The organism is Proteus sp. MB838 (assembly GCF_054767435.1).
The window spans coordinates 154,879-170,213 of the sequence record NZ_BAABMO010000003.1 but is presented as its reverse complement, the minus strand read 5'-3'; the positions used below and the strand labels follow the sequence as shown (position 1 = coordinate 170,213).

The 15,335-nt window shown below is 41.4% G+C and carries 12 protein-coding genes and 1 pseudogene; 8 read left to right on the top strand and 5 right to left on the bottom strand.

Annotated elements, in window-relative coordinates; translation table 11 throughout:
• The 5 genes and pseudogenes from ACYUCW_RS02555 to ilvA form a co-directional block, all read left to right on the top strand.
• Nucleotides 1–1,301 (top strand): thiamine pyrophosphate-dependent enzyme (locus tag ACYUCW_RS02555; protein WP_460408184.1); only part of this gene is annotated, 1,301 nt, incomplete at its 5' end.
• Nucleotides 1,298–1,576: an acetolactate synthase 2 small subunit gene (gene ilvM, locus ACYUCW_RS02550; RefSeq protein ID WP_004246366.1), complete on the top strand. Its 279-nt coding sequence runs from the start codon at nt 1,298–1,300 to the stop codon at nt 1,574–1,576. The genes ACYUCW_RS02555 and ilvM, both read left to right, overlap by 4 nt.
• 10 nt (nt 1,577–1,586) lie before the next feature.
• Nucleotides 1,587–2,512 (top strand): annotated as a pseudogene (locus tag ACYUCW_RS02545) (branched-chain amino acid transaminase).
• Nucleotides 2,513–2,584: 72 nt separating this feature from the next.
• Complete coding sequence (gene ilvD, locus ACYUCW_RS02540) at nt 2,585–4,435, top strand: dihydroxy-acid dehydratase (RefSeq protein ID WP_004249676.1); 1,851 nt, start codon at nt 2,585–2,587, stop codon at nt 4,433–4,435.
• 3 nt (nt 4,436–4,438) lie between these two features.
• Nucleotides 4,439–6,013, top strand: coding sequence for a threonine ammonia-lyase, biosynthetic (gene ilvA / locus ACYUCW_RS02535; RefSeq protein ID WP_460408183.1), 1,575 nt, complete (start codon nt 4,439–4,441; stop codon nt 6,011–6,013).
• On the opposite strand, the gene ilvY is transcribed toward ilvA, so the two are convergent.
• The gene (gene ilvY / locus ACYUCW_RS02530) at nt 5,999–6,886 is read right to left on the bottom strand and encodes an HTH-type transcriptional activator IlvY (protein ID WP_004246362.1); all 888 of its coding nucleotides are present in this window, start codon (nt 6,884–6,886) and stop codon (nt 5,999–6,001) included. The two genes, ilvA and ilvY, sit on opposite strands and share 15 nt — an antisense overlap.
• Before the next feature lie 172 nt (nt 6,887–7,058).
• Here ilvY and ilvC point away from each other — a divergent pair, with 172 nt between their 5' ends.
• A complete protein-coding gene (gene ilvC / locus ACYUCW_RS02525; protein ID WP_004249675.1) occupies nt 7,059–8,534 on the top strand; it encodes a ketol-acid reductoisomerase in 1,476 nt (491 codons plus the stop codon).
• A 258-nt stretch (nt 8,535–8,792) separates the two neighbouring features.
• Here ilvC and ACYUCW_RS02520 read toward each other — a convergent pair whose 3' ends face one another.
• Both ACYUCW_RS02520 and ACYUCW_RS02515 read right to left on the bottom strand, forming a co-directional pair.
• On the bottom strand, nt 8,793–9,062 hold the full coding sequence (locus ACYUCW_RS02520) for a type II toxin-antitoxin system YafQ family toxin (protein WP_004246360.1): 270 nt from the start codon (nt 9,060–9,062) through the stop codon (nt 8,793–8,795).
• Nucleotides 9,063–9,311 carry a hypothetical protein gene (locus tag ACYUCW_RS02515; protein WP_004253075.1) on the bottom strand — a complete coding sequence of 83 codons (249 nt, stop codon included), beginning with the start codon at nt 9,309–9,311 and terminating at the stop codon, nt 9,063–9,065.
• Nucleotides 9,312–9,483: 172 nt separating this feature from the next.
• Between ACYUCW_RS02515 and rep the strand changes: the two genes are divergently transcribed.
• Entirely contained in the window at nt 9,484–11,505 is a 2,022-nt protein-coding gene (gene rep, locus ACYUCW_RS02510; RefSeq protein ID WP_004249673.1) for a DNA helicase Rep, read from the top strand.
• Between the two features lie 74 nt (nt 11,506–11,579).
• Here the strand turns inward: rep and gppA are convergent, their stop codons facing one another.
• Entirely contained in the window at nt 11,580–13,088 is a 1,509-nt protein-coding gene (gppA, locus tag ACYUCW_RS02505; protein WP_004246357.1) for a guanosine-5'-triphosphate,3'-diphosphate diphosphatase, read from the bottom strand.
• A 3-nt stretch (nt 13,089–13,091) separates the two neighbouring features.
• A complete protein-coding gene (rhlB, locus tag ACYUCW_RS02500) occupies nt 13,092–14,390 on the bottom strand; it encodes an ATP-dependent RNA helicase RhlB (RefSeq protein WP_460408182.1) in 1,299 nt (432 codons plus the stop codon).
• 119 nt (nt 14,391–14,509) lie between these two features.
• On the opposite strand from rhlB, the gene trxA reads away from it, so the two are divergent.
• Nucleotides 14,510–14,836, top strand: coding sequence for a thioredoxin TrxA (gene trxA / locus ACYUCW_RS02495; protein ID WP_004246355.1), 327 nt, complete (start codon nt 14,510–14,512; stop codon nt 14,834–14,836).
• Nucleotides 14,837–15,335 lie beyond the last annotated feature (499 nt).

Here is a 15,335-nt window from a genome sequence, read left to right as displayed (position 1 = left end):
TCTCTTTAGCATGCACCAAACATAGTTTTCTGGTTTCTGATGTGAATGAACTGCCAAGAGTCGTATCAGAAGCATTTTCGATCGCTAAGCAAGGGCGTCCAGGCCCTGTGTTAATTGATATTACTAAAGATGTGCAATTAGCTGATGCTTCACATTTAGCTGATTATCCATTGCCACAAGAGCAAGAGTTTCCCTATCCCGAACACGAAATCGCGCAGGCTCTGCAGATGTTAGCACAAGCGAAAAAGCCGATTTTGTATGTTGGGGGCGGTGTAGCAATGAGCCAAGGTGTTGAGGCGCTAAGAACTTTTGTAAAACAGACGCAAATCCCCGTTGTTTCGACATTGAAAGGGTTAGGTTGTGCTAATGCATTTGATGCCAATTATTTAGGTATGTTGGGTATGCATGGTACAAAAGCTGCTAATTATGCCGTTCAACGTAGTGATTTATTAATTGCTGTAGGCGCTCGTTTTGATGATCGCGTAACGGGTCGTTTAAATACTTTTGCACCCAATGCAAAAGTGATCCATATCGATATCGATTACGCAGAGCTTAATAAATTAAAACAAGCCCATATTGCTTTGTTAGGTGATGCCAAAGTGTTATTACCTAAGTTATCTCAACCGTTAGCTATTGAGGCATGGCAAGAAGAGGTACAGCAATTAATCGCTGAATATGCTTGGCGCTATGATCATCCCGGTGAAGCAATTTATGCTCCTTTGTTGTTAAAACAGTTATCTGATGCTAAGCCTGAAAATAGCATTGTGACAACAGATGTTGGACAGCACCAAATGTGGTCAGCACAGCATATGACATTTGATGCGCCAGAAAATTTTATTACTTCTAGTGGGCTAGGCACGATGGGATTTGGTATCCCCGCGGCTATTGGTGCGCAAATAGCTAGACCTGATGCGTGTGTTATCTGTGTCTCTGGTGACGGCTCTTTTATGATGAATGTGCAGGAGTTAGGCACCATTAAACGTAAGCAATTACCTATTAAATTGGTGTTATTGGATAACCAGCGGCTTGGTATGGTGCGCCAATGGCAAGAGCTGTTTTTTGAGCAACGTTATAGTGAAACCATTTTAACGGACAACCCTGATTTTGTTGCTTTGGCAAAAGCTTTTGATATTCCGGGGCAGCGTATTACAGAAAAAGCACAGGTTGCTGAAGCAATTAAATGTTTATTAACCAGTGATGGCCCTTATTTATTACAGGTATCTATCGATGATGCAGAGAATGTCTGGCCTTTAGTCCCGCCGGGCGCAAGCAATGATGAGATGATGGAGAAATCAAAATGAACCAACACAATATCACAATTGAAGCCCGTTTTTGTCCAGAGATCTTAGAACGTATCTTGAGAGTTATCCGCCACCGTGGTTTTCATATATGCTCAATGAATATGAATATCACAGAAAGTAACTATATTAATTTAGCTCTGACTGTGAGCAGTCAACGACCTGTTGATCTTTTATGTAGCCAGTTAACAAAGTTAGCTGATGTTGCAGGTATTCAGGTCTTACATCAACAACAAAAAGAAAAATTACAATTCATAAGTGCACTTAGTGCCATGTAAGGATAGAAGAATGACAAAGCAAGCTGATTATATTTGGTTTAACGGTGAAATGGTTCCATGGGCTGAGGCAAAAGTACATGTCATGTCTCACGCACTACATTATGGAACGTCTGTATTTGAAGGAGTACGTTGCTACGATTCCCATAAAGGGCCTGTCGTTTTTCGCCATCGTGAGCATATGCAACGATTGCATGATTCTGCCAAAATTTATCGTATGCCTGTCGCGCAAAGTGTTGATGAGTTAATGGAAGCTTGTCGCGAAACATTGCGCAAAAACCAGTTAGTCAGCGCTTATATTCGTCCTTTAGTTTTTATTGGTGATGTCGGAATGGGGGTTAATCCACCAGAAGGTTATAAAACCGATATCATTATTGCTGCATTCCCATGGGGGCATATTTAGGTGAAGAGGCGTTAGATAAAGGGATTGATGCGATGGTCTCTTCTTGGCATCGAGCAGCACCTAATACTATCCCGACGGCGGCCAAAGCAGGAGGTAATTATCTCTCTTCATTGTTAGTGGGCAGTGAAGCTCGTCGCCATGGTTATCAAGAAGGGATTGCATTAGATGTTCATGGTTATCTTTCTGAAGGGGCTGGTGAGAACTTATTTGAAGTAAAAGATGGCGTTATTTTTACTCCTCCATTTACCTCATCTGCGCTACCGGGGATCACTCGCGACGCAATTATTAAATTAGCGAAAGATCTCGGTTATGAAATTCGTGAACAAGTACTGTCTCGAGAATCTCTCTATCTTGCTGATGAAGTGTTTATGTCTGGTACCGCTGCAGAAATTACACCAGTTCGTAGCGTTGATGGTATTCAAGTTGGTATTGGTCGCTGTGGTCCAGTAACAAAAGCTATTCAGAAAGCTTTCTTTGGTTTGTTTACGGGTGAAACCGAAGACAAATACGGCTGGTTAGATCCTGTCAATCCATAATCATAATTAAATACATTTATTGAGCGAGTAGTTCGTTCCCTACTCGCTGTTATTATCGCAGGAGTGTGAAAAATGCCTAAATACCGTTCAGCAACAACGACACATGGTCGCAACATGGCTGGCGCCCGCGCATTATGGCGTGCAACAGGAATGACTGACGCTGATTTTGGTAAACCTATTATCGCAGTTGTAAATTCATTTACTCAATTTGTACCCGGTCATGTGCATTTGCGGGATTTAGGAAAACTGGTTGCAGAGCAAATTGAAGCTGCGGGTGGTGTGGCTAAAGAATTTAATACTATTGCGGTGGATGACGGTATCGCGATGGGACATGGTGGCATGCTTTATTCGTTACCTTCCCGTGAGTTAATTGCTGATTCTGTGGAATATATGGTCAATGCACATTGTGCAGATGCCATGGTATGTATTTCTAACTGCGACAAAATCACACCGGGTATGCTGATGGCGTCTTTACGCTTAAATATCCCAGTCATTTTTGTTTCTGGTGGACCGATGGAAGCGGGTAAAACCAAGCTTTCTGATCAATTGATCAAGTTAGATCTGGTTGATGCGATGATCCAAGGGGCTAATCCTAATGTCAGTGATGCTGATAGTGAACAAATTGAGCGTTCTGCTTGCCCTACATGTGGATCATGCTCTGGTATGTTTACGGCAAACTCAATGAATTGTTTGACTGAAGCGTTAGGATTATCGCAACCGGGTAATGGTTCATTATTAGCAACCCATGCTGATCGTAAAACATTATTTATTAATGCGGGTAAGCGTATTGTTGAATTAACTAAACGTTATTACGAACAAGATGATCTATCTGCATTACCACGTAATATCGCTAAAAAAGAAGCATTTGAAAATGCGATGATCTTAGATATCGCCATGGGGGGATCAACAAATACCGTTTTACATCTATTAGCTGCCGCGCAAGAAGGTGATGTTGATTTTAAGATGGAAGATATCGACAGACTTTCTCGCCAAGTTCCTCATTTATGTAAGGTGGCACCAAGTACCCAAAAATATCATATGGAAGATGTGCACCGAGCAGGTGGGGTGATGGGGATTTTAGGTGAATTAGACAGAGCAGGATTACTTAATCGTAATGTTAATAATATTTTAGGCTTAAGTTTGCCTGAAACATTAGCACAATATGATGTGATGCTAAGCCAAGATGAGCAAGTGAAATCAATGTACCAAGCCGGTCCCGCAGGTATTCGTACCACAAAAGCTTTTTCACAAGATTGCCGTTGGCCGACTTTAGATACCGATCGTGAACAGGGGTGTATCCGAAGTAAAGCGCATGCTTATAGCCAAGATGGTGGTTTGGCCGTGTTATCAGGTAATTTAGCGCAAGATGGTTGCATTGTTAAAACCGCGGGTGTGGATGAAGATAATTTAGTGTTTAGTGGCCCTGCTAAAGTATACGAAAGCCAAGATGATGCGGTAGAGGCAATTTTAGGTGGCAAGGTCGTTGCGGGTGATGTGGTCATTATCCGTTATGAAGGCCCGAAAGGGGGGCCCGGTATGCAAGAAATGCTCTATCCAACCTCATATTTAAAATCAATGGGATTAGGCAAAGCGTGCGCATTAATCACGGATGGACGTTTTTCTGGTGGAACCTCGGGGTTATCTATCGGACACGTTTCACCGGAAGCGGCAAATGGTGGGATCATTGGTTTAGTGGAAGAAGGGGATATTGTTGATATCAATATTCCAAATCGCGAAATTAACTTACGGGTAGATGAGAAAACACTAGCAGCCCGTCGTGAAGCACAACTTGCTCGTGGAGATAAAGCGTGGACACCTAAAGATAGGCAGCGCCAAGTCTCTTTTGCTTTACGTGCCTACGCGTCTTTAGCAACCAGTGCAGACAAAGGTGCTGTACGTGACAAATCTAAACTAGGGGGCTAACTCATGGCAGCCTTTAGACCTTTAGCTTCAGCACCCAGTAGTGCTGAATATTTAAAAGCCGCATTAAGTGCGCCTGTTTATGAAGCTGCTGTCGTGACACCTTTGCAAGAGATGGCAAAAATTTCTCAGCGTTTAGAAAATACCATTTTAGTTAAACGAGAAGACCGACAACCGGTGCATAGCTTTAAACTGCGTGGCGCTTATAACATGATTGCAGGGTTAACGCCGGAGCAAAAGGCAAAAGGGGTGGTTACTGCATCAGCGGGAAATCATGCCCAAGGGGTGGCATTATCAGCTAATCGAATGGGCGTAAAAGCATTAATTGTGATGCCTATTGCAACGGCGGATATCAAAGTGGATGCCGTACGCCAGTTTGGTGGTGAAGCATTGTTGTATGGGGCTAACTTTGATGAAGCAAAAGCAAAAGCCATCGCTTTGGCAAAAGAGATGGGATATACCTTTGTGCCTCCTTTTGATCATCCCGCCGTGATTGCAGGGCAAGCAACATTAGCAATGGAGCTGTTACAACAGGACGTCCATCTTGATCGTATTTTTGTACCTGTTGGCGGTGGCGGTTTAATTGCTGGGGTTGCTGTATTAATTAAACAACTGATGCCTGAAATAAAGATCATTGGTGTTGAGGCGGAAGATGCTGCTTGTTTAAAAGCAGCGTTAGAAGCAGGACATCCTGTTGAATTACCTCGCGTTGGATTATTTGCCGAAGGTGTCGCTGTCAAACGTATTGGCGATGAAACCTTCCGTTTATGCCAAAAGTATGTTGATGATGTGATAACCGTTGATAGTGATGCAATTTGTGCCGCTGTAAAAGATCTGTTTGAGGACGTACGCGCTATTGCAGAGCCTTCTGGTGCTTTAGCATTAGCAGGGCTAAAAAAATATGTTGAGGAGCATCAGATCAAAGGGGAACGTTTAGCCCACGTACTGTCTGGCGCTAATGTCAATTTCCATGGCTTACGTTATGTTTCGGAACGTTGTGAACTAGGTGAAAAACGAGAAGCGCTATTTGCCGTTACAATTCCCGAACAAAAGGGCAGTTTTTTGCGTTTTTGCCAAATTTTAGGACAACGTGTTGTTACTGAATTTAACTATCGTTATAGCGATGCCGATCCAGAAAATGCACGTATTTTTGTCGGTGTGCGTTTAAGCCAAGGGCTACAAGAGCGTAAGGAAATCGTGCAACAGCTAACGGAGGCGGGTTGTCAAGTCTCCGATCTCTCCGATGATGAGATGGCAAAATTGCATGTGCGTTATATGGTCGGTGGTCGCCCTAATCAGCCATTAAAAGAGCGTCTGTTTAGCTTTGAGTTTCCAGAAGCACCGGGTGCATTAATGAAGTTTCTTAAAACATTAGGGACTTACTGGAATATTACGCTATTTCATTACCGAAGCCATGGTACTGATTATGGCCGTGTGCTGGTGGCGTTTGAGTTACCTGAAACGGAAGGGCGTTTTGAACGACATTTAGATGCGTTAGGTTATGAATATCATGATGAGACAGGAAATCCGTCTTTTCAGTTATTTCTTTCACCACAAACAGCCAGCTTAGTGGTGGAGTAGGCGCCAAAACGCACTGATCACAGGCTCTTGAAGGCGTTTGTGTAAACCACAAACGCCAAGTTCAAAGGGTTCTACCAGTGATATATTATCGAGCAAAGAGATGCGGTTTCGTACCGGCTCAGGGCAGTTATCGACGACAACTTGCGGAATAAGTGCGATACCACAACCAAGAGCAACCATTGAAACAATCGCTTCATGCCCTGAAACAGTGGCATAAATAAGAGGATTTTGAATTCGATGGCGTTTAAACCATAAAGCAATGCGCTGTCGTGATGGGCCGTGTTCAGGAATGATAAAGGGAATATTGAGCCAATCCGGTTTTTCTTGTGTAGCAAGGTGTCGAACATTACCCGGTAGAGCAGGGGCAATAAGAACTAAGGGGATCTCGCCTATTTTCTCAAAGCAGATATTTTCAGGCAACTTCTCTGGTTTTCCTGCAATACCTAAATCGGCTTCATCTGAGATAACTTTATCCACAGCATCTGCGGCATCACCGGTAGTCAATTTTATCTCGACTAAGGGATTTTCCGCACGAAAACGGTCAAGGATCGGCGGAAGGTGACTATAAGCTGCAGTGACTGAACAAAATAGACGTAGCTCTCCAGACAAGCTGGGACTGTTCTGGTTTAGCGTATGTTTGAGTTGCTTATATTGCAATAAGGTGTGTTGAGCATAACGTTTAAGTTGCTCCCCTGCATCAGTCAGTGTGACTTGGCGGTTATCACGCAAAAAAAGTGGATGCCCTAGTTGTTCTTCAAGACGCTGGATCTGACGTGAAAGCGTGGATGGACTGACATGCATGGCTTGCGCAGTCTTGGTGAAATGGCAACTTTCAGCAAGATGTAAGAAGAGTTTGAGATCGCGAATATCCATGGTCAGCCGCCTAGGTAAATAGTAAAAATAACGTTGCATTTATTGCAACATCATCTTGTAAATATATCAATTTAAGCAATGGCTTTCATCCCCTATAGTAAAGTCATGCAATACCTCACCGAGAGTGGGGATAACAATAGCAAACATATACACAACGATTTGGGAGTCGCTCATGGCCAATTATTTTAATACATTGAATCTGCGTCAGCAGTTGTCGCAACTGGGTAAATGTCGCTTTATGTCTCGTGACGAATTTGCCGATGAGGCTAATTATCTAAAAGGTAAAAAAGTCGTTATTGTTGGCTGTGGTGCACAAGGTTTAAACCAAGGTTTAAATATGCGTGATTCAGGACTGGATATCGCCTACGCATTACGCCAAGAGGCTATTGATGAAAAGCGTGCTTCATGGCGTCGTGCCACTGAAAATGGTTTTGAAGTAGGAACCTATGAAGCATTGATCCCGCAAGCCGATTTAGTGGTTAACTTAACGCCGGATAAACAGCACTCCGCCGTTGTTCAAGCCGTTCAACCACTGATGAAGTCAGGCGCCGCTTTGGGGTATTCTCATGGGTTTAATATCGTTGAAGTGGGTGAAAAAATTCGTGACGATATTACCGTTGTGATGGTTGCGCCAAAATGTCCAGGTACTGAGGTGCGCGAAGAGTATAAGCGTGGTTTTGGTGTACCTACCCTAATTGCTGTTCACCCAGAAAATGATGCTAAAGGTGAAGGTATGGCCATTGCGAAAGCATGGGCGGCAGCCACAGGTGGACATCGTGCGGGAGTGTTGGAATCATCTTTTGTTGCGGAAGTAAAATCAGACCTGATGGGCGAGCAAACTATCCTGTGTGGTATGTTACAAGCCGGCTCTCTGCTGTGTTATGACAAAATGGTTGCTGAAGGTGTTGAACCGGGCTATGCAGGTAAGCTTATCCAGTTTGGTTGGGAAACGATTACAGAAGCTCTGAAACAAGGTGGTATTACCTTGATGATGGATAGATTATCTAATCCTGCCAAAATGCGTGCTTATGCTTTATCAGAGCAATTAAAAGAGATTATGGCACCACTGTTTGCTAAACATATGGATGATATTATTTCAGGTAAATTCTCTGAAACCATGATGGCAGATTGGGCAAATGATGATAAAAACTTGCTGACATGGCGTGAAGAAACGGGTGCAAGCGCATTTGAAAATTATCCTGAATATGAAGGTAAAATCAGCGAGCAAGAGTATTTTGATCATGGCGTATTGATGGTTGCGATGGTTAAAGCGGGTGTTGAGCTGGCGTTTGATACGATGATTGAAGCTGGCATTATCGCTGAGTCTGCCTATTATGAGTCACTGCATGAATTGCCATTAATCGCGAATACGATTGCGCGTAAACGTCTGTATGAAATGAATGTGGTTATTTCAGATACCGCGGAGTACGGTAACTATCTGTTCTCTTTTGCCGCCGTGCCGATGTTAAAAGAGTTTATGACGAGGTTGCAAAGTGGCGATTTAGCGAAGCATGTTCCAGATAGTGGGACAGATAATGCTCAATTGCGTGATATCAATGAAGCCATTCGTCAGCACCCTATTGAGATTGTCGGTAAGAAATTAAGAGGGTATATGACGGATATGAAAAAGATTGCTGTTGCTAACTAATTTTTCGTCGCTCTTTACGCGATAAGTGCGTTGGCTGCACTCGGTTACCCAAGTCACATACTAATGTATGCTCCTTGGGATAACCTCCTTTGCCGCCTTCTTCTCACGCAAATAGCTTAGAAAAATAAGTACTAATATATTTTAAAAGATAAAACAGAATATAAGTTTATTATCTTGAAATAGATAGCTTAGAAAAATAAGTGCTAAATATATTTTAAAAAGATAAAACCACATATCTATCAATTTGATATGTGGTTTTTATTTAAATAAATCAGAATGTGAGCCAGTTCTGTCAAAATGAACAGTATCATTGTCTATTTTATAAATAAGTAGCCAATCAGGTTCGATATGAAGATCTCGACGAGGCTTCCAGTTTCCTGTTAATGGATGATCTTTCAATTGAGCAGGTAGTCGTTTTCCTTGCACTAATAGTAATATAATCTCTTTTAGTTTATTAATATCCTTTCCTCGCTTTTCTGCGAGTTTTAAGTCTTTTTTAAATTGTCCTGAATAACTCACTTTTCGCATTTAGATATCCAATTTTTTGAATAAATCATGGGCATCTTCAGCATAAAAAACATCATCACCTTTATCTGTTTTTGCAAAAGTGTTTAATGTTTTTTCATTTGGTTGTGTTTGATTACTTTCCACATAAACTCGAATGAGATCTCTTAAGATTTGAGAGGCTGGTCTGTGTTTATTTCGAGCTATTGCAACAAAAGCCTCTTTGAGCTCTATATCAACTTTAGTGGCTATTAATTCGCTTTTTATACTCATAATATACACCTCCATATTTGTTTGAATATTATACAAAGTAAAACTTTATTAAACAAGGTTAAACTTCCTTTAACTAGAGAAATAAAGCTCAAAAAACTGAACCATTTTCCTATGCGCTTTCTGCTACAATGACTCCCCGTGATATTCTTGGTTAATGAAGTTTGGAAAAAGTATGCGATTAAATCCCGGTCAGCAAAAAGCAGTTGAATATGTGTCAGGTCCTTGTCTGGTCTTGGCGGGAGCCGGCTCGGGTAAAACACGAGTGATAACCAATAAAATTGCTTACCTTATTCGTCAATGCCGTTATTCTGCTAAGCAGATTGCTGCGGTGACTTTTACCAATAAAGCGGCGCGTGAAATGAAAGAGCGTGTTGCTCAAACATTGGGAAAACAAGAGGCGAAAGGATTAATGATCTCGACCTTCCATACATTAGGATTGGAGATTATTAAGCGAGAATACAAAGCATTAGGCATAAAATCCAACTTTTCTTTGTTTGATGATCAAGACCAATCCGCATTATTAAAAGAATTAACGGTAGATTTATTAGAAGAAGATAAAGATTTGCTATCACAGTTAAAGAGTCAAATCTCTAACTGGAAAAATGACATGCTCACACCTGAGCAAGTGATTGGTAGAGCACAATCGCAGCAAGATCATACTTTTGCCGAGTGCTTTCGACGTTATGAGCAACATTTACTAAGCTGTAATGTATTGGATTTTGATGACTTAATCAGTAAGCCTACCTTGCTATTACGTACTAATGAAGAAGTCAGGGCGCGCTGGCAACAGCGTATTCGTTATCTGCTGGTGGATGAATATCAAGATACCAATACAAGCCAATATGAGTTGGTGAAATGGTTAGTGGGTGAAAGAGCCCGTTTCACTGTGGTGGGGGATGATGATCAGTCTATTTATTCATGGCGTGGTGCGCGTCCCCAAAATCTGGTGTTATTGCAAAAAGATTTCCCACAGCTAAATGTGATCAAACTGGAACAAAATTATCGGTCATCAGGGCGTATTTTAAAATCAGCTAATATTTTAATTGAAAATAATCCCCATGTATTTGAAAAACGGCTGTTTTCAGAATTAGGTTATGGGGATGAGCTACGAGTATTAACCGCTAATAATGAAGAGCATGAAGCTGAACGTGTAGCGGGGGAACTGATTGCCCATCATTTTATTAATAAAACTAATTATAAAGATTACGCAATACTCTATCGAGGTAATCACCAGTCGCGTATTTTTGAAAAGTATTTGATGCAAAATCGCATTCCTTATCGCATTTCGGGTGAAACCTCGTTTTTTTCCCGTGAAGAGATCAAGGATATTTTGGCTTACTTAAGAGTGATCACTAATCCGGATGATGATGCTGCATTCTTACGTATCGTCAATAAGCCTCGTCGTGAAATAGGCCCGATGACTATCCAAAAGTTGGGGGAGTGGGCTAAAGTCCGTGATAAAAGCTTATTTAATGCCTGTTTTGACTTGGGATTAAGCCAAACGTTAACAGGACGAGGTTTAAGTGCATTACAGGCTTTTTCACAGTGGATGGCGCGAATTGTACAACAATCAGAGCGTGAGCCTTTGCTTGCTGTACGTGATTTGCTTCATGAAATGGATTATGAAAGTTGGTTATATGAAACCTCTAGTAGCGCGAAAGCGGCTGAAATGAGAATGAAAAATATTAACCAGCTTTTTTCTTGGATGAGTGAAATGCTTGAGGGGGATGAGTTACATGAACCCATGACGCTCTCTCAAGTGGTCAACCGTTTTACTCTGCGCGATATGATGGAGCGTGGCGAAACCGATGAAGAGTTAGATCAAGTGCAATTAATGACGCTTCACGCCTCAAAAGGACTGGAATTTCCACATGTTTTTCTGGTTGGCATGGAAGAGGGGATCTTGCCTCATCAAAGTAGTATCGATGAAGATAACGTTGAAGAAGAGCGGCGTTTAGCTTATGTCGGTATTACTCGAGCACAAAAGACATTAACTTTCACATTATGTAAAGAGCGGCGTCAATACGGTGAATTAATTCGTCCAGAGCCCAGTCGTTTTCTATATGAATTGCCTCAAGACGATCTCCATTGGGATACCAATAAAAAGAAAGTGTTAAGTGCTCAAGAAAAGCAAGAAAAAGGGCAAAAAGGGGTCGCTGGGCTTAAAGCGATGTTGGCGAGACATAAACCTTAGCTGTCTGTCAGTAAAAAATAAAATCCCTTACTTGCATGATAAGTAAGGGATTATTTTGAATCTGGTTAGACGTTTTAACCTATGCGTGAGTTATTTTGCTCTTCAAGCATTAATGGCCAATGAACGTAGCTTTGTAACTGTATCTCTTCATGAAGATTTTCCGCACGTAAAGGATGTTCAGCAATCCATTGATGTGGCAAGGTAATGATTAATTTTTCATCTTCAGTACGTAAACGCAGTGCAGGTAAAGTATCATCACGACGACGACTGGCAAAAATAATTGCTAGGCGAAGTAAACGTACCAAGCGGTATGCTTGATTTATCGGTAGCGCATTTTGCTGATTCAAAGGTGCGAGATCGATAATCCCCTTCTGATTTCTTAAAAATGAGGCGATTAAACGCCGTTGCGCGGGTGTATAACCAGGTAAATCAAGGTGAGAAACTAAATAACTGGCATGTGAAGGCGCTTGGCGAAAATCAACACTTAAGCCGATTTCATGTAAGGCACAAGCGCTGGAAAGTAGCTCTCGACAGCGATTATCTAATTGCCAACTTTTACTGACTTGAATGAAAAAATGCTCTGCTAATTGTTGAACACGATGGGCTTGCTCAATATCAATTTGGAAACGGCGCTGAATATTACGCAAAGTACGTTGACGAATATCTTGCTCAATAGGTAAATGCAACATACCGTAGACTAAGCCTTCACGTAGTGCACCACCGGCTAAGATCATATTTTCAATATGCAGAGTTTCAAAAATAGCGATCAGAATGGCTAATCCACTAGGGAAAACAAGCGCTCTTTCGAAAGTAAGGCCTTCGATTTCTAACTCTTCAAGCTTGCCACACTCAATGGCTTTTTGTTTCAGTCGCTCTAATTTAGGTAAGGTAATTAATTCATCCATTCCTTGAGCAATCATGATCTCTTGTAATGCTTGAACGGTGCCCGATGCCCCCACACAAACCTGCCAACCTTGTTGGATAAGTTTTTCTGCCACAGGTGCAAGGATAGCTTTTGCTGCCTGTTGTGCTTGAGCAAAGTTTTCTTCTGTTAATGAGCGATCGCTAAAATAGCGCTCTAGCCATGTTACACAACCCATGCTCAAACTCATTAGCTGTGTCGTTTTAGCCCCCGTACCGGTGACTAATTCTGTGCTACCGCCACCAATATCTACCACCAAGCGCTGTTCTGCACCACCCGTTGTATGGGCAACACCACGATAGATAAGGCGTGCTTCTTCCTCACCACTGATAACATGAACCGTATTGCCTAATATTTCAGACGCTTTAGCGACGAAAATATCTGCATTTTTAGCAATACGTAAGGTCGCAGTTGCAACGACTCGGATTTGTTCTGCGGGAATATCTCTGAGATATTCAGAAAACAGTCGCAAGCATTGCCAACCACGCTCCATAGCCTGCTCTGACAGCTCGTTTTCTTTATTTAGGCCAGCAGCAAGTCTGACTTTACGTTTAACGCGAGATAATACTTGGATAGATCCCGCGATCTCACGAACGACTAACATATGAAAGCTGTTAGAGCCTAAATCGATAGCAGCATAAAGTGATGAGGATTTCAGCATAATTTATGAGTGACTCGGGTGTTTATTACGGTTATTACGTTGAGTATTATTTCCTCTACGAGGTGCCGAATTATTACGACGAGGCTGACCTTGACGAGGACGATGACGACGTTTTGGCTCAGGTAAATCAGTTAATAATGCATCACTGTTATATTTACTAACAGGAATAGCATGTTGAATATAGGTCTCAATCGCCGGTAAATTCAACGCGTATTCTTCACAGGCTAAGCTAATTGAGTTACCACTTTTACCCGCACGTCCAGTTCTACCTATACGGTGTACATAATCTTCACAGTCATCAGGTAAATCATAGTTAAAGACATGTGTTACAGAAGGTATATGAAGACCACGAGCTGCAACATCGGTTGCCACAAGAATATCAATATTACCTTGGGTAAAATCTTCTAGGATACGCAGACGTTTTTTCTGTGGCACGTCACCTGTTAATAGACCTACGCGGTGTCCATCTGCGGCAAGATGCGCCCAAATATCATCACAACGATGTTTGGTGTTAGCAAAAATAATACAGCGCTCTGGCCACTCTTCTTCAATTAAGGTTTGCAGAAGACGCATTTTTTCTTCATTAGAAGGATAGAACAGCTCTTCTTTTATGCTAAACCCAGTTTTTTGTTCAGGTTCAACTTCTACATATTCAGGGTTATTCATCTGCTCGAAAGCTAACTCTCTGACACGATATGAGAGTGTGGCGGAAAAGAGCATATTCATACGCTCTGCGGCATTTGGCATGCGACGGAATAACCAGTGAATATCTTTAATAAAGCCCAGATCGTACATTCTGTCTGCTTCATCAAGTACGACAACTTGAATAGCGTTAAGATTAATGTGACCTTGTTTTACATAGTCAATTAAACGGCCCGTGGTACCGATAACGATATCTACACCGTTATTTAATACTTTAAGTTGTTCGTCATAGCCATCTCCACCATAGGCTAGACCCATTTTAACACCAGTGCTTTGTGCTAAAGGTTGTGCATCTGTATAAATTTGCACAGCTAATTCGCGCGTTGGCGCCATAATCAGTGCACGAGGTTGATTCTTTTCATGCCCTTCTTTTGCAGGGTGAGTTAAAAGATAATGAAACGTCGAGGTTAAAAACGCCAACGTTTTTCCTGTTCCTGTTTGGGCTTGCCCAGCAATGTCATGACCTTTCACAGTGATAGGTAACGTCAATGCCTGAATTTGTGTACAATTAGAGAACCCTTTTTTCTCAAGGGCTTCTATCACTTTTGGATGCAAGGCGAAGTCGGAAAACTTCTTTTCTGTCAAATATGTTTTGCTCATAATGTAATAGAATATCAGTTATAGGTTGCATTACAAAAGGATATCCGCTGAAATGCTGATAGTCTTTTGTTATTTAATGTTACACTGGTACGGTCAATATTATTCTTTGGAGTAGAACAATGAGCGATAAAATCCTTCACTTATCTGACAACACATTCGATGTTGATGTATTACAAGCAACCGGCCCCGTGCTCGTTGATTTCTGGGCTGAATGGTGCGGCCCATGTAAAATGATTGCTCCTATTCTAGATGAAGTTGCAACAGAATACGCGGGTAAATTAACAGTTGCGAAGCTAAATATCGATGAAAACCCTGCGACAGCACCAAAATACGGTATTCGTGGTATCCCTACACTGATTTTATTCAAAAATGGTGCAGTTGCTGCGACTAAAGTTGGTGCATTGTCAAAAACTCAATTAAAAGAGTTCTTAGACGAAAACATCTAATTTGATTTAAAGCACCAAAATAACGAAGGACGTTTAGATCTTGTTGGTATTTCTGTTACTGACCGCTAGACGTCCGCTTCGAAGCATGATAAGTTAGCGCCACTTACTTACATAATATAGCGGATTTTATTGGTCATATGATATGACATGGTTAATAAGTCTGAGATATTAAATATCAGGTTCAGATTGTTAGAGCTTTGATATAAACTATTTGAATATTGTATTTGAATAAACTATAAGTAATCTGAATTCATCTAACCAGTCCGGTTGTCTTAGAATAATCTATAGTATTCAAGGAATATAATTTTTCTATATATGTTCCTAACCCATAACTGAAAGTACAATCATCTTGTTACGGCAATGGATGTCACTTTCTGGGGACAGTGTTGTGACTGGTCTATATAGCATTAACATGCTTTCTAACATTATCACGATGTTTATACTGATGTTATAAAGTAGTAATCTGTAATTTTACACATGACGAAACTGACAGCGATTC